Source organism: Flavobacterium sp., assembly GCF_039595935.1.
GTDB lineage: Bacteria > Bacteroidota > Bacteroidia > Flavobacteriales > Flavobacteriaceae > Flavobacterium.
This window is the reverse complement of the sequence record NZ_JBCNKR010000006.1, coordinates 270,760-291,559: the sequence shown is the minus strand read 5'-3', so window position 1 is coordinate 291,559 and position 20,800 is coordinate 270,760. Positions and strand designations below refer to the sequence as shown.

The 20,800-nt window shown below is 35.5% G+C and carries 12 protein-coding genes; 11 read left to right on the top strand and 1 reads right to left on the bottom strand.

The genetic code is table 11. The features are described 5' to 3' along the window. Positions 1 to 13: 13 nt before the first annotated feature. The 8 genes from galB to ABDW27_RS10990 all read left to right on the top strand — a co-directional run bounded on the left by galB (position 14) and on the right by ABDW27_RS10990 (position 17,721). Positions 14 to 2,500 carry a beta-galactosidase GalB gene (gene galB, locus ABDW27_RS11025; protein WP_343695944.1) on the top strand — a complete coding sequence of 829 codons (2,487 nt, stop codon included), beginning with the start codon at positions 14 to 16 and terminating at the stop codon, positions 2,498 to 2,500. A gap of 132 nt (positions 2,501 to 2,632) precedes the next feature. Continuing rightward, positions 2,633 to 5,032 (top strand): TIM-barrel domain-containing protein, encoded by a 2,400-nt coding sequence (locus ABDW27_RS11020; RefSeq protein ID WP_343695943.1) that lies wholly within the window; start codon positions 2,633 to 2,635, stop codon positions 5,030 to 5,032. A 298-nt stretch (positions 5,033 to 5,330) separates the two neighbouring features. Beyond that, complete coding sequence (locus ABDW27_RS11015; protein ID WP_343695942.1) at positions 5,331 to 7,337, top strand: glycoside hydrolase family 97 protein; 2,007 nt, start codon at positions 5,331 to 5,333, stop codon at positions 7,335 to 7,337. A 367-nt stretch (positions 7,338 to 7,704) separates the two neighbouring features. Beyond that, on the top strand, positions 7,705 to 9,276 hold the full coding sequence (locus ABDW27_RS11010) for a glycoside hydrolase (protein ID WP_343695941.1): 1,572 nt from the start codon (positions 7,705 to 7,707) through the stop codon (positions 9,274 to 9,276). Between the two features lie 38 nt (positions 9,277 to 9,314). Then, the gene (locus ABDW27_RS11005; RefSeq protein ID WP_343695940.1) at positions 9,315 to 11,549 is read left to right on the top strand and encodes a glycoside hydrolase family 3 C-terminal domain-containing protein; all 2,235 of its coding nucleotides are present in this window, start codon (positions 9,315 to 9,317) and stop codon (positions 11,547 to 11,549) included. A 1-nt stretch (position 11,550) separates the two neighbouring features. Then, positions 11,551 to 13,056: a cellulase family glycosylhydrolase gene (locus ABDW27_RS11000; protein WP_343695939.1), complete on the top strand. Its 1,506-nt coding sequence runs from the start codon at positions 11,551 to 11,553 to the stop codon at positions 13,054 to 13,056. A gap of 113 nt (positions 13,057 to 13,169) precedes the next feature. Continuing rightward, entirely contained in the window at positions 13,170 to 15,116 is a 1,947-nt protein-coding gene (locus tag ABDW27_RS10995) for a sialate O-acetylesterase (protein ID WP_343695938.1), read from the top strand. Positions 15,117 to 15,315: 199 nt separating this feature from the next. After that, the gene (locus ABDW27_RS10990) at positions 15,316 to 17,721 is read left to right on the top strand and encodes a glycoside hydrolase family 95 protein (RefSeq protein WP_343695937.1); all 2,406 of its coding nucleotides are present in this window, start codon (positions 15,316 to 15,318) and stop codon (positions 17,719 to 17,721) included. 249 nt (positions 17,722 to 17,970) lie between these two features. Here the strand turns inward: ABDW27_RS10990 and ABDW27_RS10985 are convergent, their stop codons facing one another. Next, positions 17,971 to 18,516 (bottom strand): CvpA family protein, encoded by a 546-nt coding sequence (locus ABDW27_RS10985; protein WP_343695936.1) that lies wholly within the window; start codon positions 18,514 to 18,516, stop codon positions 17,971 to 17,973. Positions 18,517 to 18,759: 243 nt separating this feature from the next. On the opposite strand from ABDW27_RS10985, the gene ABDW27_RS10980 reads away from it, so the two are divergent. The 3 genes from ABDW27_RS10980 (at position 18,760) to ABDW27_RS10970 (ending at position 20,779) form a co-directional block, all read left to right on the top strand. Then, on the top strand, positions 18,760 to 19,116 hold the full coding sequence (locus ABDW27_RS10980) for a hypothetical protein (RefSeq protein ID WP_073415540.1): 357 nt from the start codon (positions 18,760 to 18,762) through the stop codon (positions 19,114 to 19,116). 135 nt (positions 19,117 to 19,251) lie between these two features. Then, entirely contained in the window at positions 19,252 to 20,271 is a 1,020-nt protein-coding gene (gene pheS / locus ABDW27_RS10975; RefSeq protein ID WP_343695935.1) for a phenylalanine--tRNA ligase subunit alpha, read from the top strand. 100 nt (positions 20,272 to 20,371) lie between these two features. After that, entirely contained in the window at positions 20,372 to 20,779 is a 408-nt protein-coding gene (locus ABDW27_RS10970) for a hypothetical protein (protein ID WP_343695934.1), read from the top strand. The last annotated feature ends 21 nt before the right edge of the window (positions 20,780 to 20,800 follow it).

Sequence of the window (20,800 nt, the reverse complement as noted above, 5' to 3'; positions counted from 1 at the left end):
AAAACTACTATCTATGAAAACCACATTTAAATATCTAAGCAGAATTTCCGTATTGATTTTTTCTGCGATGTTTTTATTAAGTTCCTGCAGTAAAAAAGAAGATGCTTTTGCAAACCGAAAAATCTCTTTTAATGCCGATTGGAGTTTTCATTTAAATGATAGTATAACAGATAAAGATACGATTGGCACTTCAACTAAATGGAGAACTTTAGATGTTCCGCATGATTGGAGTATAGAAGGTAAATTTGATGAGAAAAGCCCAGCAGGATATGGGGGCGGCTCGCTAAATGGAGGTTTAGGATGGTATAAAAAAATATTTAAAATAGATTCTTTAGATATAAATAAAACTATATCAATAACCTTCGACGGCGTTTATAAAAACAGCGAAGTCTGGATAAACGGACATCATTTAGGAAAACGTCCAAACGGATATATTGGCTTTCAATATGAGCTTACCCCATACTTAAATTACGGAGAAAAAACCAACGAAATAATCGTTAAGGTTGACAATTCAAAACAACCTAATTCACGCTGGTATTCCGGATCAGGAATTTTTAGAAATGTTTGGTTAGAAACCACAGACAAACTTCATGTTGGACAATGGGGAACTTATATTACAACTCCAAAAGTTACGGCCGATAAAGCTTCTATAAGTATTGAAACAACAATTAAAAATCAATACAAAGAAAGCAAGAAAGCAACGGTAACGACCACTATTTTTAAAGAAGATAAAAAAGTAACGTCGGTTACTCAAGATATAACCATCAATGCCAACGAAAATCAAATTCTGAATCAAGCGGCAGAAGTTGAAAATCCAATTTTATGGTCAGTTGAAAATCCGGAATTGTATACAGCAGTTACCGAAATTTCGCTTGACGATAAAATCATTGATCAATACAAAACCACTTTCGGAATTAGAGATTTTAAATTTGACTTGAACAAAGGTTTTATTTTGAATGGAAAGCAAGTCAAAATAAAAGGAGTCTGTATGCATCACGATTTAGGACCTTTGGGTTCTGCAATCAACACGCGGGCAATCGAACGTCAATTGGAAATTCTGAAAGAAATGGGCGTAAACGGAATCAGAACTTCGCACAATCCTCCCGCTCCTGAACTTTTAGATTTATGCGATAAAATGGGTTTCATTGTTATGGATGAAGCTTTTGATATGTGGAAACAAAACAAAACCAAATACGATTACGCAAATGATTGGGATAAATGGCATAAAAAAGATTTAATTGATCAATTGCGCCGCGACCGAAATCACCCAAGTATTTTTATTTGGAGTATCGGAAATGAAATACCCGAACAATGGAATGAAACCGGAGTTGAAATTGCAAAAGAACTAGCCGGTATTGTACGCAGTTTTGATAAAACCCGACCACTTACGGCAGCGATGAATCCGCCGGTAAATATGAATATTGATGCCGTAACATTGCAATTCGAAAAAAAGAACGTTCAGTTTAATGCCATTGCAAAATCTGGAATTTTAGATTTAATCGGATACAATTATGCGCATCAAACATATGAATATCATCAAAAAAATTTCCCAAACACACCTTTTATAGCAACCGAAACTACTTCAGGTTTAGAAACACGTGGTTATTATGATGCTGTTTCAGATACCATTAAAAAATGGCCCGTAAGATGGGATCTTAAATTTACAGAAGGAAATCCCGGAAATACGGTTTCTGCTTACGACCAAGTGCAGGCGCCTTGGGGTTCAACGCACGAAGCAACCTGGAAAGTCATTAAAAAACACGATTTCCTTTCTGGAATGTACATCTGGACAGGTTTCGATTATATCGGAGAACCAACTCCGTACGAATGGCCGTCGGTAAGTTCGTATTTCGGAATTGTAGATTTAGCCGGTTTCCCGAAAGATGTGTATTATATGTATCAAAGCGAATGGACAGACAAAACGGTTCTTCACATTTTCCCGCATTGGAATTGGAAATCAGGACAAACTGTTGACGTTTGGGCTTACTATAATAAAGCCGATGAGGTTGAACTTTTCGTAAACGGAAAATCAGTTGGAAAGAGAAGCAAAAAAGGAGACGATTTACACGTAATGTGGAGAATTCCTTTTCAGGCAGGAACGTTAAAAGCAGTTTCTCGTAAAAACGGAAAAGTGGTTTTAGAAAAAGAAATTAAAACAGCTGGAAATCCATCTCAATTAAAACTGACTGCCGACAGAAGCACAATAAAAGCAGACAAAAACGATTTGTCGTTTGTTACTGTAGATATTTTAGATGAGAAAGAAACTCTGGTTCCAAATGCCAATAATGAAATCAATTTTTCATTAACAGGAAACGGAAAAATAGTGGGAGTTTGCAGCGGAAATCCGGTAAGTCACGAATCGTATAAAGGAACAAAACATACCGCTTTGGCAGGAAAATGTTTAGTAATCGTTCAGTCTGGAGATAAAACAGGAAGACTGGAATTAACAGCAAAAGCAAACGGACTAAAACCAGCAACAATTGTAATTACAACAGAATAAAAAAATGCAACATCAACATTCCTGCAAGGTTTCCAAAACCTTGTAGGTATAATGAGATTTTAAATAGAAGAAAAAATATAAACCTACAAGGTTTTGAAAACCTTGCAGGAAGGAAATACAAAAACTAAACTAATGAAAAACTCACAACTAACCACTTTGTTTTCAGTCCTTATGTTTGGATTGCTGCTTTCGCCAAAAGCATCGGCACAAATCCAAAATGCAGATGTGTTAAACGCACCAATTGACATCAGCAAAGATTTTCAGAATTACCTGAACACTTTTTATTTTGCCGATGAATTAGCTTCTTTTGATCCTGCAACGGGAAAAGGAACAATTAAATATCTAAGATACAATTATAAAACACGTCAGGCTTTCAACAACATGATGATGAAACCAGACGTTGAAAAAGCAAACGAATTTCCAACAACAGAATATGAAGAATCACCAGTTTTGCCGTTCGAAATTCAATTTGTTTCAGATAGAACCATCAGAATAAAAACAACTTCAGGACCGCAATTTCATCCACAAAAAGAATCTTTAATGTTAGTTGACGGCGTTGCGCCAAATCATCCTGAATTATGGAAATATTCTAAAATTGAAGGCGGTCACAGTTATACAAGCAAACACGGGAAAGTTGAAATTTTGACAAAACCGTGGCATGTAAAAATCTACGATGAAAATGGAAAATTGCTGACAAGTACACTTCATGATACCGATTTTAAAAACTCTTATACACCAACACTTCCGTTCTCTTATGTTCGCAGAAACAGCGATTATTCAAGAAGTATGGGCGCGGCTTTCAGCTTAGAACCAGACGAAAAAATATTTGGCTGCGGAGAATCATTCACACAATTTAACAAACGCGGACAAAAAGTAGTTTTATGGACGGATGATGCAAACGGAATCCAAAATGAAACCATGTACAAACCAATTCCGTTTTACATGAGCAGCCGCGGTTACGGAGTTTTCATGCATCATTCAACACCAATTACAGTTGACTTTGGAAAATATTTTGGAAGTGCCAACGAAATGTACATTGGCGATGACGAAGCCGATTTATTTTTCTTCATTGGAGAACCGAAAGACATTTTAGATCAATACACGAATTTAACTGGAAAAGCCGCCATGCCGCCGCTTTGGTCATTCGGTTTCTGGATGAGCAGAATTACTTATTTTACAGAAAAAGAAGGTCGTGATGTAGCAAGAGATTTGCGTAAATACAAAATCCCAACCGATGTAATTCACTACGATACAGGCTGGTTTGATGTAGACTGGAGAAACAATTACGAGTTTGCCAAATCTCGTTTCCCAGATGCTAAAAAAATGATGTCAGATTTAAAAGAAGATGGTTTCCATGTGTGTTTATGGCAATTACCCTATTTCACACCAAAGAATACTTTGTTTCCTGAAATTATGGACAAAAATCTTGCGGTAAGAGACCGAAAAGGAAATCTTCCGTATGAAGATGCTGTTTTAGATTTCTCAAATCCGGAAACAGTTTCTTGGTACCAAGGAAAATTGAAAAAATTATTCGATGAAGGCGTTTCAGTTTTCAAAGTTGATTTTGGAGAAGCTGCTCCACCAGACGGAATTTATCATTCTGGAAGAACAGGTTTTTATGAACATAATTTATATCCGTTACGATATAATAAGGCTGTCGCCGAAATTACTCAAAAAGAAAAAGGATACACTTTAATCTGGGCAAGAAGTACTTGGGCAGGAAGTCAACGTTATCCGTTGCATTGGGGCGGAGACGCCGAAACTTCAAACGGAGCGATGTCGGCAGAATTACGCGGCGGACTTTCATTAGGCTTAAGCGGATTCAGTTTCTGGAGTCATGATGTTGGAGGATTTGCAACAAAATCTCCTGAGAATTTATACAGAAGATGGGCGCCATTCGGAATGTTTACTTCGCATGTAAGAAGCCACGGCGAGCCTCCGCGCGAACCTTGGTTATACAGCAAAGATTTCTTGGAAGGATTTAGAAAAGCCGATAATATGCGTTATGAATTAATGCCATATATCTACGCTCAGGCAAAAGAAAGTTCACAAAAAGGTTTACCAATGATGCGTGCTTTATTTGTAGAATATCCAAATGATCCGGGAGCTTGGTTAGTAGATAATGAATATTTATTCGGATCAAGTATTTTGGTTGCACCGCTTTTTGAAGAAGTTACAGAAAGAGATGTTTATCTTCCGGAAGGAACCTGGATTGATTATCAAACTAAAAAAGTATATCAATCAGGATGGCATAAAATCAAAGCGGGTGAAGTGCCAATTGTAGTTTTGGTAAAAGACGGAACTGCATTGCCACACATCGGTTTAGCACAGTCTACAAAAGATATGGATTGGAGTAAATTGACGTTGAAAGTTTATGCAAGTGATAAAACCACTTCGGCGACAGCCAAAGTTTTTTTACCAAATGATACCGCAGTTCAGGAAATAAAAGTGACCAAAAACGGAAACAAGTTCGACGTAACAGCAAATCCATTAAAAGGAAAAACCACTTTTAAAACAGAGTGGATAAAATAAAGATATATGCCACAGATTGCACAGATTAAAAGGATTATTACTCTCGCAGATTTAGCAGATCATGCAGATTTTTTTTATCTTTTAAATCAATAAAAAAATAAAATCGGCTCAATCTGCAAAATCTGCGAGAACAAAAACAGACAAAGAATTTAAAAAAAAATCCTTTTAATCTGTGCAATCTGTGGCCTAAAAAAACAAATCCCAACTAAGGATAAAAATAAGTTTTTGTTGAGTTTCTAAATCGGGCGAAAGCCCTGCCGATGCCCGATTTATTAAAAAATGAATTAAGAAAATGACCATGAAAAAACACCTCATTCTTCCCGCTTTATTGCTTTCAGTTTCCATTGGCTACAGCCAAAAAGCAAAAAACGCTTACGAACTAGCTTCGCCAAACGGACAAAATAAAATCAAATTTGAGCTTGTAAAAAATGCTCCAAAATACTCCGTTTCACACGGAAAAACGGAAATAATCACACCATCGGATTTAGGATTTTTATTGAAAGGAAATGAAGATTTTAGTACCAATTTCGAAATCAAAAATGTAAAAAAATCCACTTTTGATGAAACTTGGGAACAAGTTTGGGGAGAAAAGAAAAACATTAGAAATCACTACAATCAGCTTTCGGTAGAATTACAGCAAAAAAGCGGAAATAAGAGAAAGTTAGAAATTCAGTTTCGCGCTTTCGATGACGGAGTTGCCTTTCGATATGTGTATCCAAAACAAAATGTAAAAGACAGTATTTTCATTATGGATGAAAAAACGACTTTTAATTTAAAAGAAGACGGAAAAGCATGGTGGATTCCTGCAAACAGAGAAAACCGTGACGAATATCTTTTTAAAGATTCTCCGGTAAGTACTTTGGATACAGTTTTAACTCCGCTTACAATCGAAAGTAAAAGCGGATTAGCCTTGAGTTTTCACGAAGCAAATTTGATCGATTACGCCAGTACAACTTTGGTAAATAATGAAGGCACACAATTGAAAACAGATTTAGTTCCGTGGGCGGATGGTGTTAAAGTTCGTGTAAAAGATACTTTCACATCTTCTTGGAGAACAATTCAAATTGGTGAAAAACCAGCAGATTTAATTATGTCTTATTTGATTTTAAATCTGAACGAACCAAACAAATTAAAAAACACAAACAGCTATTTCAAACCTTATAAATATTTAGGAATTTGGTGGGGAATGCACATTGGAAAATATACTTTTTGGGAAAGCGATAAACAAGGCGCAACCACAAAACACGCCGAAGAATATATTGATTTTACGGCAAAAGAAGGTTTTCATCATTTATTGATCGAAGGCTGGAACAAAGGCTGGACGCCGGGCTGGTATGAAAACAGAATGCACATGTTCAGTTTTACTCAAAATGCCGACAATTTCGATTTAGAAAAAGTAGTTGAATATGGCAAGAAAAAGAACATCGAATTAATCGGTTATCATGAAACAGGTTCAAACCTGATTAATTACCTAAAACAAGTTGACGAAGGTTTTGCTTTATACAAAAAACTCGGAATTCATACCGTAAAAATTGGTCACGTGGGTTCTAAATTAAATATGAAACAAATGCATTTTGGGCAGTTTGGAGTAAATTATTTCAGATATATTTTAGAAAAAGCAGCACAATATGATTTAGCCGTTTTATACCACGAATCCATAAAAGATACCGGAGAAAGAAGAACTTTTCCAAACATGGTTTCGAGAGAAGCAGCACGCGGACAAGAATACAATGCATGGAGCGAAGGAAATCCGCCGAATCATTTAAGTATTATTCCGTTTACAAGATTACTTTCTGGGCCAATGGATTTCACGCCTGGAATTTTTGATGTTGAGGTAAAACAAGGTTATCCGGGAAAAAGAATTCAGGGAACAGTTGGACAGCAATTGGCAATTTATGTAACCACATATTCTCCAATTCAAATGCTTGCTGATCTTCCTGAAAACTACGAAGGAAAACCAGCTTTACAATTCCTAAAAGATGTTCCGACAGATTGGGAAGACACAAAAGTTTTAAATGGAGAAATTGGTCAATACATCACAACAGCACGTAAAGACAGAAACAGCGCCGATTGGTTTTTGGGAAGTATCACAAATGAAAACCCAAGAGAATTGGAAATTTCACTTTCATTTTTAGATAAAAACGCCACGTACGAAGCACAAATTTATGCCGATGCCGAAGGAACAGATCAAAAACACAATCCAGAAGCAGTTGCAATTTCAAAGAAAACAGTAAAAGCTTCCGATTCACTAAAAATAAAATTAGGCGGAGCTGGCGGAACAGCAATTCGATTTAAAAAATTGTAATTTGGGTTAGAAGTTAAATGTTAAAAGTTAGACGTTAAACCCGACAGGTTTTAAAAACCTGTCGGGTTTACTCAACACAACGATATCCGCAAAGCAATTTGTAGAGACGCACTGCAGTGCGTCTAACATATAGTTAGAAAATAAAACATTTAGCTACAGATTAAAAAGATTAAAAAGATTTTTATGTTCTCGCAGATTTAGCAGATAACGCAGATTTTTTATTCTAATTCTGTGTAAATAAAATATACACACAGTTTAAAATGATTTAAATCTGCGTTATCTGTTAAATCTGCGAGAGTAAAAAAAAGAAAAAAACCTTTAGAATCCTTTTAATCTGTGGCAAAAAAATAAATAAAACCATTTCCAAATGAAAAAACTTTTAATAGCAATAGTTTTAATTCATTCAATCCAAATTATTGGACAAAATAACAATGCTGAAAACCGAATTATAAAAGTCGATTACAGAAAAGAAGGAGGAAAACTAAACACCATGTTTAAAGAATGCATTGGCGCCGGAAGAGCAAACGAAGGCCTTCGCGCCGAGTGGCAGGAACAACTGGCATTGGTAAAAAAAGAATGCGATTTTAAATATATCCGAATGCATGGTTTACTAACCGATGACATGGCGGTTTATCGCGAAGACGAAAAAGGAAATCCCGAGTATAACTATCAATATGTTGACGTTTTATTTGATTATATTGTAAGTCTGAAAATGAAACCATTTGTAGAATTAGGTTTTATGCCGAATGCTTTAGCAAGCGGAAAAGAAACTATTTTTTGGTGGAAAGGAAATGTAACGCCTCCAAAAGATTATAAAAAATGGGAAAATTTAATTAAAAATTTAGCTCAGCATTTTACTGAAAGATACGGAGCAAAAGAAGTAAAAACATGGTATTTTGAAGTTTGGAATGAACCCAATTTATCTCCGGGTTTTTGGACAGGAACTCAGGCAGATTATTTCAAATTATATGAATATAGCGCACGTGCTGTAAAAAGCGTAAATCCAGATTACAAAGTTGGCGGACCTGCAACGGCGGGCGCGGCATGGGTTCCTGAAACAATAGATTTTTGTGCAAAAAATAACGTTCCGATGGATTTTGTTTCAACTCATACTTACGGAGTAAAACACGGATATCTGGATGAATTCGGAACATCGGGAACAATTTTAAGTCAGGATGAATTCAGTGTAAGCGGCGATATTTTAAATTCAAGAAAACAAATTACAGCTTCGGCAAAACCAAATTTAGAATTGCATTATACAGAATGGAGCACATCGTATACTCCGGCAGATCCAATTCACGACAGTTACCATTCGGCGGCGTATATTTTGCAGAAAATAAAACAAGTCGGCAATGCGGCAAACTCCATGTCGTATTGGGTTTTCACCGATATTTTTGAAGAAGCCGGACCAAGATTTACCCCTTTTCACGGCGGTTTCGGATTGTTAAATACGCAGGGAATTAAAAAGCCGGCTTATTTCTCGTATTATTTAATGAATAAACTGGGAGAAACAGAACTTCAAAATACCGATAAAAATTCGTGGATAACCAAAAATAAAAAAGGCGATGTTCAGCTTTTATTTTGGGATTTTACCAATACACATCCGGGCGATAAAGTTTTAAATCAAACCTATTATCTTCAGGATTTGCCTTCGAAATCAAAAGGAATTGTAAAAATCGAATTAGACAATTTAGCAAAAGGAAAATACGATTTAGAAATCTACAAAGTTGGTTATAAAACACACGATGTTTATGCCGATTATCTGGAAATGAAAAGCCCGAAACAATTGAGTAAAGAACAGGTAAAACTGCTCAAAGAAAAAAATAGTAATTGTCTTCTTTCATCAGAAAAAATAAAAATCGACGCAAAAGGAACATTCAACAGAGAAATTGCAATTAACGAAAATGACGTTTATATGTTTAGATTTGTAAAACAGTAAACTATCTATAAAATCTAAAAACTAAAAAACCACAATCAATGAAAAACAAATTTATATACTTCTCAGCGGCACTAGCGGTGATGTTGTTTGTTTCGTGCAAAAATGAAGTACAAAATTCAGAATCTGAATCAGCTCAAAAGGAATATTTAGGAAAAGAAATCGGCACAGAACATGATGCCGAAATAGATAAATTAATTTCTCAAATGACACTTGAGGAAAAAGTTGGAATGCTGCACGGAAACAGCATGTTCGCCAACGCAGGTGTAAAACGTTTAGGAATCCCAGAATTAAAAATGGCCGACGGTCCGCTTGGAGTTCGCGAAGAAATTTCAAGAGATAATTGGGCCCCGGCAGGCTGGACAAACGATTTTGCAACTTATTATCCTGCGGGAGGCGCTTTGGCAGCAACATGGAATTCTGAAATGGCACATACTTTCGGAACTAGTTTAGGTGAAGAATTACGAGCAAGAGACAAAGATATGTTACTTTCTCCGGCAATTAATATGGTAAGGACGCCGCTTGGAGGAAGAACTTACGAATACATGTCTGAAGATCCATTTTTGAATAAAAAAATCGCCGTGCCTTTGATCGTTGGTTTACAGGAAAAAGATGTAATGGCGTGCGTAAAACATTTCGCCGCAAACAATCAGGAAACGAATCGTGATTTTGTAGATGTGCAGATTGACGAGCGTACACTTCGTGAAATTTACCTTCCTGCTTTTGAAGCTTCTGTAAAAGAAGCAAAAGCCTACAGCATAATGGGCGCTTACAATAAATTTAGAGGAGAATATTTATGTGAAAATGATTATATGCTGAATAAAATCCTTCGTGACGAATGGGGATTTAAAGGAATTGTGGTTTCAGACTGGGCTGCGGTGCATTCTACAGCAAAATCATTAAAAAATGGTTTAGATATTGAAATGGGAACGCCAAAACCTTTCAATGAATTTTTCTTAGCCGATAAATTAATCGCTGCAGTAAAATCCGGAGAAGTTTCAGAAAAAGAAATTGATCTGCATGTAAAACGCATTTTACGAGTTTTATTCCAGGTTAAAGCAATGGGCGGCGGCGAGCGTGCAAAAGGAAGCATAGCAACCGAAGCACATTATCAAGATGCTTATAAAATAGCAGCAGAAGCAGTTGTTTTATTGAAAAATGAAAATAACGCATTGCCATTAAAATTAGACGGAGTTAAATCTATCGCCGTAATTGGAAATAACGCAACAAAGAAAAACGCTCTTGGCGGATTTGGCGCCGGAGTAAAAACGAAAAGAGAAATCACGCCGCTTGAAGGTTTAAAAAACAGACTTCCATCTTCCATAAAAATCAATTATGCTGAAGGATATTTAGAGCGTTACGATAAAAAGAACAGAGGAAATTTAGGAAATATTACGGCTAACGGTCCAGTTACAATTGATGAACTAGATCCTGCAAAAGTGCAGGAAGCGGTAGATGCTGCTAAAAACTCTGATGTTGCAATCATCTTTGCGGGTTCCAACCGCGATTACGAAACAGAAGCTTCAGATAGAAGAGATTTACATTTGCCTTTCGGACAAGAAGAATTAATTCAGAAAGTATTGGCAGTAAACCCTAAAACAATTGTAGTTTTTGTTGCCGGAGCACCTTTTCAAATAGAAAATATCAGCCAAAAATCGCAAGCTGTAGTTTGGTCTTGGTTTAACGGTTCTGAAGGAGGAAATGCTTTAGCCGATGTATTATTAGGAAAAGTAAATCCGTCAGGAAAATTACCTTGGACAATGCCAAAACAGTTAAAAGATTCTCCTGCACACGCTACTAACAGTTTCCCTGGAGACAAAACGGTAAATTATGCAGAAGGAATTTTAATAGGATACCGTTGGTTTGATACTAAAAATGTTGCGCCATTATATCCTTTTGGTTACGGATTATCATACACGACTTTTGCTTTTGGAAATGCAAAAACAGATAAAACTTCGTATGCTCAAAACGAAACAATCTCCGTTTCTGTTGAAGTAAAAAACACAGGAAAAGTAGATGGAAAAGAGGTAGTTCAATTATATACTTCAAAATCAAATTCTAAAGTAACACGTGCAGCGCAAGAATTAAAAGGATTTGCAAAAGTATTGGTAAAAGCCGGAGGAACTGAAACCGTTACGATTAAAGTTCCGGTAAAAGAATTGGCTTATTATGATGTTGCGGCCAAAAAATGGACAATTGAACCGGGAAAATACACTTTAAACGTGGGGAATTCTTCAAGAGATTTAAAATTCAAACTTGATGTAACAATTAAATAAGATGAAAAATACAATTAAAACTTATTTATTGAGTACGTTTTTATGCTTTTCATTTTTAAGTATTTGGGCATGCAGTTCTGATAAAGAAGATGAAAAAACTGTTGCAAAAACACTTACAATCGATACTAATAAAATTGATTTTCTCAGCAAAGGAAGCGAAGCCAGCGTAAAAATTACAACAAATGTTACAGCATGGACAATTAGTAATCCAGGTTCAAGCTGGATTCAGTTAAGTCAGGCGGGAGGAACTTCTGGAACAATTTCCGTTAAAATTACAGCTTCAGAAAACACAAGTACAGAAGCAAGAACGGCAACCATTACAATTAGTTCGAGCGAAACTTCGTCCATACAAATTGCGGTTACACAGGCTGGAGCAGCTGTAGTTACAAGTTTATATCCAAGTTACAATACCAATCCAATTGCAGCTGATGCATCAGGAATGTCGAGTACAGCGGCTCAATTGGCAGCGAAAATAAAATTAGGCTGGAATATCGGAAACACCTTAGAAGCAACTGGTGGAGAAACCGCGTGGGGAAATCCAAAAGTGACAAAAGATTTAATAGATGCCGTTAAAGCAAATGGATTCAATGCGATAAGAATTCCGTGTTCATGGAATCAATATTTAGAAAATGCTGCAACGGCAAAAATTAAAGCAGAATGGCTGGACAGAGTTAAAGAAGTCATTCAGTATTGTGTTGATAATGATATGTATGTTGTAGTGAATATTCACTGGGACGGCGGCTGGCTGGAAAATAATATTACCGAAGCCAAAAAAGTAGAAAACAATGCCAAACAAAAAGCTTTTTGGGAACAAATCGCAACACATTTACGCGGATTTGACGAACATCTTCTTTTTGCAAGTGCCAATGAACCAGCAGTTGAAGATGCAGCACAAATGGCAGTTTTAACTTCGTATCATCAAACATTTATTGATGCCGTTCGTTCTACCGGCGGAAAAAATGCAAATCGTGTTTTAGTTATTCAGGGACCAACGACAGATATCGAAAAAACGAATAAATTAATGACCACATTACCAACAGATAAAGTGGCCAATAAAATGATGGTTGAGGTTCATTATTACGCTCCGTGGAATTTTGGCGGATTAACTAAAGATGAAACTTGGGGAAAAATGTTCTATTATTGGGGAGCAAATTATCACTCAATAACAGACACAGAACGAAATGCAACTTATGGAGAAGAAGCTGATTTGGAGAAAAATTTCAAATTAATGAAAACCCAGTTTGTCGATAAAGGAATTCCGGTTTTGCTTGGAGAATTTGGAGCAATTCGTAGAACGACTTTAACTGGAGATGCCTTAACTTTACATTTAGCTTCGAGAGCGTATTATTTAAAAACGGTCGTAAAAACGGCAAAAGCAAATGGATTATTACCTTTTTATTGGGACGAAGGAAGTATTGGAAACAACGGTTTCGGAATTTTTAACAGAACAAATAATACCGTTTTTGATACTCAGGTTTTAACAGCTCTGAAAGAAGGATTACAGTAAGAAATTTTTATAAAACCATATAAGTGATATAAGATAATTTAAGTTTTTGTTTAATCCAAAGCTTGTTTTACTTATATCACTTATGTGGTTTAAACAATTTAAATTGAGAAGAAATGAAAAAAAGTATTGTATTTATTTTTCTGATAATAAATGTTTTAGCTAATGCTAATGTCAAAATGCCTTTGCTGTTTTCTGATGGAATGGTATTGCAAAGAGATAAAAAAATTCCAATTTGGGGTTTTGCTGATGCAGATGAAAAAATCGAGGTTCATTTTAACAAACAAATTCAAAAAACAACGGCCGATAAAAACGGAAAATGGACTTTAAATCTTAATTCTGAAAAAGCAGGCGGACCTTTCGAATTAATAATTATCGGAAAAAATAAAATCACGATCAAAAATGTTTTGGTTGGTGAAGTCTGGATTTGCAGCGGACAATCGAATATGGAATTTCAGGTTTCTAAAACGATGAATGCCGAAAAAGAAATTGCAAATTCTGATTATTCAATGATTCGTCATTTTGGAGTGGCACAAGATTTAAGCGGAAAACCAAAAGACGATTTAAAAGCCGGAAAATGGGAAGCAGCAAACAAAGAAACGGTTGGCAATTTTACAGCAGTTGGGTATTATTTCGCCAGAAAATTATATGCTGAATTAAAAATTCCAATTGGAATTATAAATACTTCTTGGGGAGGAACAAATGTTGAAACCTGGACAAGTCGTGAAGCTTTTCAAAAAAGCGACGATTTCAAATCTATGATTGCTGAAGTTCCTTCACTAAATGTAGATTCTATTTCAAAATTGTACGCCAAAAACATGAAAGAAAGAGTCGAAAGAATTCAGGGAACTCCGGTAAGTACAGAAAATGAAAATACTTTTAAAGATTTAACTTTTGATGATGCTTTTTGGGGCGAACTGAATACGCCAAGTTTATGGGAAAATCAGCCGTTGGGCGATTTAGACGGCGTAGTCTGGATGCGAAAAACAATTACACTTTCTGCAGAAGATATTAAAAACAAAGCAGTTTTAAGTCTGGCTAAAATCGATGACGAAGACATTACGTATGTAAACGGAATTGAAGTTGGTCAAAACACACAATGGGACGCTAGACGTGTTTATGAAATTCCGTCGAATATTTTAAAAGAAGGAAAAAATGTAATCGCAGTTAGAATAGTTGATAACAGCGGCGGCGGCGGAATTTATGGCGAAGCAGAAGATTTAAAATTAACCGTTGGAAGTAAAGTTCTTCCGCTTGACGGGAAATGGAAATTTAAAGTTATTGTAGTAAAAACATCTTTATCGCCAAATAGTTATCCGTCATTATTATACAATGCAATGGTAAATCCGCTGGTTCCGTATGCTATTGAAGGCGTTTTATGGTATCAGGGCGAAGCCAATGTTTGGAGAGCGAATCAATATAAAAAAGCATTTCCGTTAATGATTACAGACTGGCGAACAAAATTTAAACAAGGTGATTTTCCTTTTTATTTTGTTCAATTATCGACTTTCAACGAATTTGGAGGAAACAGCCAAAAAGGAAGCCGTTGGGCAGAACTTCGCGAAGCGCAATCTCAAACTTTAAAATTGCCAAACACAGGAATGGCAGTTACGACAGACATTGGAAACGCAAAAGATATTCACCCAACCAACAAACAAGATATTGGTTTACGTTTGGCTGCAGTTGCTTTAAATAATATTTACGGCAAAAAGCAAGTTCACAGCGGACCAACTTATAAATCTCAGGAAATAAAAGAAAATCAAATCATTTTGACTTTTGATAATATCGGCAGCGGATTATCAACGGCAAATAACGATGAATTAAAAGGTTTCGAAATCGCCGGAACAGACAAAGTTTTTCATTCCGCGAAAGCGATAATAAAAGACAACAAAATAATTGTTTCAAGCGATCAGGTTCAAAATCCCGTTGCAGTTCATTACGGCTGGGCAGATGATGATACAGAGATTAATCTTTTTAATAAAGAAAAATTTCCGGCATCACCATTTAGAACCGATAATTGGGAAATGATTACGGCGAATGAAGTTTATAAAGTGAGTAAATAGCTCTTAGTGAGTAGTAATTAGTGAGATGTAAAAAGTCTTTGAAAACTATTTTTTGAAACTTGTTTGAATGAAAATAAATTAAAAATGTTCCGTTAGGAACAATTCATCGGTAGTAACGGATGAAATCCGTTGATAAAAAAATAAATATTGTAATTATGTTCCATAGGAACATTTGAAAGCAACATAAAAACGCTCCAAAATGAACTCAAACCTCATAAAAACATTTCTCATTTTACTTTTCACATCTTACTATACAAACATTTCAGCACAATCCAAACACGTTTTGTGGTACAATAAGCCCGCAGAATTCTTTGAAGAAACCTTAGTTTTAGGAAACGGAAAAATGGGCGCAACTGTTTTTGGAGGCGCCAATTCAGATAAAATTTATTTAAATGATATTACACTTTGGTCAGGCGAACCCGTAAATGCGAATATGAGTCCGGAAGCTTACAAAAACATTCCGGCAATTCGTGAAGCTTTACAAAATGAAAACTACAAACTGGCAGAAGAACTCAATAAAAAAGTTCAGGGAAAAAACTCCGAATCGTATGCGCCTTTGGGGACATTAGAAATCAATAATTCAGAAAAGGGAAAAGCAGTAAATTATCATCGTGAACTGGATCTTTCTAATGCGATTTCAAAAGTAAGTTACGAAATGGCGGGCATAAAATATACGCGCGAATATTTTGTATCTGCTCCGGATAAAGTCATGATTATCAAATTGACAGCCGATCAAAAAGGAGCTTTAAATTTCGATATTAATTTAAAAAGTCTTTTAAAATCAAATGTTGAGGTGCGAAACAATATTTTAGTAATAACAGGTTCTGCGCCAATTCACGAAAATGGAGGATATAATGTTCCCCAAAAATATCTGAATTTAAAGGATAGAGGAACAAGATTTACGGGTTTAGTCCAAATCAAAAAAACAGATGGAAAAATTACAAGTTCGAGAGAAACTTTAACTTTAAAAGATGCGACAGAAGCGATTATTTTTGTTTCGGTCGCAACAAGCTTTAACGGTTTCGACAAAAATCCAGCATCAGAAGGTTTAGATGACGTTTCAATTGCTTTGCAAAATCTCAATAAAGCATACGAGAAACCATTCGACAAATTAAAAGAATCTCACATTGCCGATTATCAAAAATTCTTTAATCGTGTCAATTTAGATTTAGGAAAGACAACCGCTCCAGATTTACCAACAGACGAACGTTTATTGCGCTACGCAGATGGAAAAGAAGATAAAAATCTCGAGATTTTATATTTCAATTTCGGACGATATTTATTAATCAGTTCTTCAAGAACTTTGGGAGTTCCGGCGAATTTACAAGGACTTTGGAATCCGTATGTGAATCCGCCCTGGAGCAGTAATTATACAATGAATATCAATGTAGAAGAAAATTACTGGCTGGCAGAAAATACCAATCTTTCTGAAATGCATTCTTCGCTTTTGAGTTTTATTAAAAACCTTTCGGTAACAGGAAAAGTAACGGCTAAAACTTTTTATGGAGTAGATAAAGGCTGGGCGGCGGCACACAATTCGGATATCTGGGCAATGACTAATCCGGTTGGACAGTTTGGAAAAGAAGATCCAATGTGGGCTTGCTGGCCAATGGCAGAAGCTTGGCTGAGCACACATATTTGGGAACATTATACTTTTACTCAGGATAAGGATTATTTGAAAAAAGAAGGTTATCCGTTAATGAAAGGCGCAGCCGAATTTTGTTTGGGCTGGCTTGTGACCGATAGAAACGGAAATTTAATTACTTCGCCATCCACTTCTCCAGAAAATCAATATAAACTGGCTGACGGATTTGTGGGCGCAACATTATATGGCGGAACTGCAGATTTGGCTATGATTCGCGAATGTTTTGACAAAACAATTAAAGCTTCAAAAGTATTAAATACGGATACTGATTTCAGAAAAAAACTGGAAACAGCACTTTCAAAACTGCATCCATATCAAATTGGTAAAAAAGGAAATCTGCAGGAATGGTATTTCGATTGGGAAGATAATGATCCAAAACACCGTCATCAATCGCATTTATTTGGACTTTTCCCTGGTGATCATATTACACCTTTAAAAACTCCTGATTTAGCGGAAGCTTCTAAGAAAACATTAGAAATAAAAGGCGACGAAACCACAGGCTGGTCAAAAGGATGGAGAATCAATCTTTGGGCAAGACTTTGGGACGGAAATCGCGCTTATAAAATGTATCGTGAATTATTACGTTACGTAGATCCGGACGGAAAGAAAACAGAAAAACCCAGAAGAGGAGGAGGAACGTATCCGAATTTATTTGACGCGCATCCGCCGTTTCAAATTGATGGTAATTTTGGTGGTGCAGCTGCTGTTGCCGAAATGTTAGTGCAATCAGACGAGAATGAAATTAGATTACTTCCTGCTTTGCCAGATGCGTGGTCAGAGGGTTCTGTAAAAGGAATTTGTGCAAGAGGAGGATTTGAAATTGAAATGAATTGGAATAATAAAAACCCTGAAAAAGTAATTATTTCTTCTAAACTTGGAGGAAAAACAACTTTGTTTTTTGGAGATAAAAAACAAGAAATTGTTTTGAAGAAAGAAGAAAAGAAGGAAATCAATTTTTAAAAACAATATTTTAATTATAGATAGGTAAGCTTCGGAGAAGCGAAATATTTATAGAAAAAAAGACATTTACAATATAGAGCTCCAGCGGAGCGACATATAGTTTTTCGCAATCTTATATGTCGCTCCGCTGGAGCTTTTTTACATTTGCGTGATTTAATTTCTATAAATATTTAGCTTCTCTGAAGCTTTTAATAACAAACCCGACAGGTTTTTGAAACCTGTCGGGTTTAATTCTAAACGATCGAGCTATTAATTCTCTGTCTGTTCTTTTTCTTCTTCTGTTTTCTCAGAATGTTCTTTTTTAAACGTTTCGTACCATTTTTCGATCGAAGGATAAACAAAAGCGGCAACTTTTTTTACCGGATTGTAGAAAATAGATTTATCTAAAGTTTCCTTTTTTGCAAAAGTATTATTGAAGTTGATTTTTTCGAATAAAGCAATAAAAATACTCAGAATCAGAATGGTTTTTAAAACTCTAAAGAAACCTCCGCCTAATTTATTCATCCAGCCTAACATAGCAAAATCGGCAATTCCGGTTAAAATTTTCGCAAGGAAATAAACACCAATTACTACCAGAATAAAGGTTAAGATAAAAGCTGTAATTTGAATATTAGTCGGATTCCAGGAAACATGTTTTGAAATCATTCCGGTCATTAGTGAAGAAAATTTAATGGCAAGATAAATTCCCAATAATAAAGAAATAAAAGAAGCAACTTCTACAAAAAGGCCGTTTTTAATTCCTTTATACAAACTGTATCCTAAAAGCGCGGCAACGATAATATCAAAAAAACTCATGATTGGGTTTGGTGTTTTATGAGGCGCAAATATAGATTTTTTTTAGGTTCAGAGGTGCATAGAGACAAAGGTTCAGAGGTTTTTACAAAGCATAATTTTATGTGTTTAATTTTTTTAGTCACATTGAATCTGAACTCTGTATCTTTGCAAATCAAATTTTAGAATTCAGATTGCGATTCTGCCCCCTTCAGAATTGAATTTTAAACAATCTAATATCTAAAATCAACAATCTAAAATCATACAATGTCTAGAGATATACAGTTAAAAGAACGATGGGAAAAGCTCGTCGATATACTTTCAAATCAATTTTCGCAGGGCGAAGACTTAGATTTGGATGCCATAATTTACCTTATTGGAGTTCAGGAACTCGGAAAAATACATCGTCAATTTAAGAAAGACGAAAAATTAAATCTAATGCATATTGCCATTTGCAGATTGTTAGAACCTTATGGTTATTACGAATTTGATTTTTTTGATAGCGAAGGATGGCCGCATTATAAAATAAAAGAGCAATTGCCAGCGTTAAAAGCGGGTGAACAATCGGTTTTGATGAAAGAAGCAATTGTGAATTATTTTTTGGAACGAAAACTTATTGAGTAAATAATTTTAGATTTTAGGGCGTAGATTTTAGATTTTGGACTAAAAATATTAGAAAAGTTAAGAAATACTTCTTACGTCTAACCTTTAACATCTCACTTTTTTACTTAAATTTGTACTCTCAACTATTGAAGGAAAATGATAGATAAGATAAAACAACATATAGAGGAAGCGAAAGCCTTTAATGAAAAAAACAAAGAATCTTTAGAACAATTCCGTATTAAATATCTTGGTAGCAAAGGTTTATTAAAAGAGCTTTTTACTGAGTTTAAAAATATTCCAAACGACCAGAAAAAAGATTTCGGACAAGTAATCAATACTTTAAAAGCGGTTGCTGAAGAAAAAGTAAAGCAGATTCAGGAAGAACTTGAAAGCAAAGAAGAATCTAAAGGAATTTTTGGTGATTTAACACGTGCTGAAGAACCGGTATTAATTGGTTCGCGCCACCCGATTTCTATCGTAAAAAATCAAATCATCGATATTTTTGCTAACATCGGATTCAACGTTTCTGAAGGTCCGGAAATCGAAGACGACTGGCATAACTTTACAGCATTGAATTTACCGGAATATCATCCGGCGAGAGATATGCAGGATACCTTTTTCATTCAGACAAATCCTGATGTGTTGTTGCGTACGCATACATCATCTGTTCAGGTGCGTTATATGGAAAATCATAAACCGCCAATTCGTACCATTTCTCCGGGACGTGTTTTCCGTAATGAAGCCATTTCATCACGTTCGCACTGTATTTTCCATCAAGTAGAAGGATTGTACATTGACAAAGATGTGTCTTTTGCCGATTTAAAACAAACATTACTTTACTTCACAAAAGAAATGTTCGGAAAATCAAAGATTCGTCTTCGTCCGTCATATTTCCCATTTACAGAGCCAAGTGCTGAAATTGATATTTATTGGGGACTAAAAACAGAAACCGATTACAGAATTACAAAAGGAACTGGCTGGTTGGAGATTGGAGGCTGCGGTATGGTAGATCCAAACGTTTTGAAAAACTGTGATATCAACCCAGATGAGTACAACGGTTTTGCTTTCGGAATGGGAGTAGAGCGTATTGCAATGCTTTTATATCAAATTGGTGATATTCGTATGTTTTATGAAAATGATGTTCGTTTCTTAGAGCAGTTTAAAGCAAATATATAATTCTAAGTCTAAAAGTCATAAAGTCGAAAGTTGAAAGTCCCAAAATATTGGCTTTTGATTTTCGACTTTATGACTTTCGACTTTAAAACTTTTGACTAACATGAAAAAAGATATAATAATCCCGGAAGTCGAAAATGTATTTCTTGCAGCAGTGCAGGAATGGAACGACGATTTTATGGAAAAAGTGTGGTACGCTTATTTAGTTAACGATAGTGATTTTAACTTAGACAGCGTTATGGTGGTTTCAAAAGCGTTTGGAACTATTGATGGCGAAATGAAAAAAACTTCAATCCTGCGTCATGCTTTTGTTGAGGTTCCTTCAGTTTCTGTTGTAAAGATAGAATTGATAGAAAAGAGCCTTTTGGCGCTTAATAATGAGTTCATGGTAACTTTCTTCATCGGAAATACTTTGTACGATAAAAAGTTCATTTTTAAAGCTAATTCAATTAATGAAAACGATACTGAAGAAGTGCCAATTTTGTTTGTTGAAGGAGTTATGGTGAAGTAGAGTTTAAAAGAAGCAAGAAGC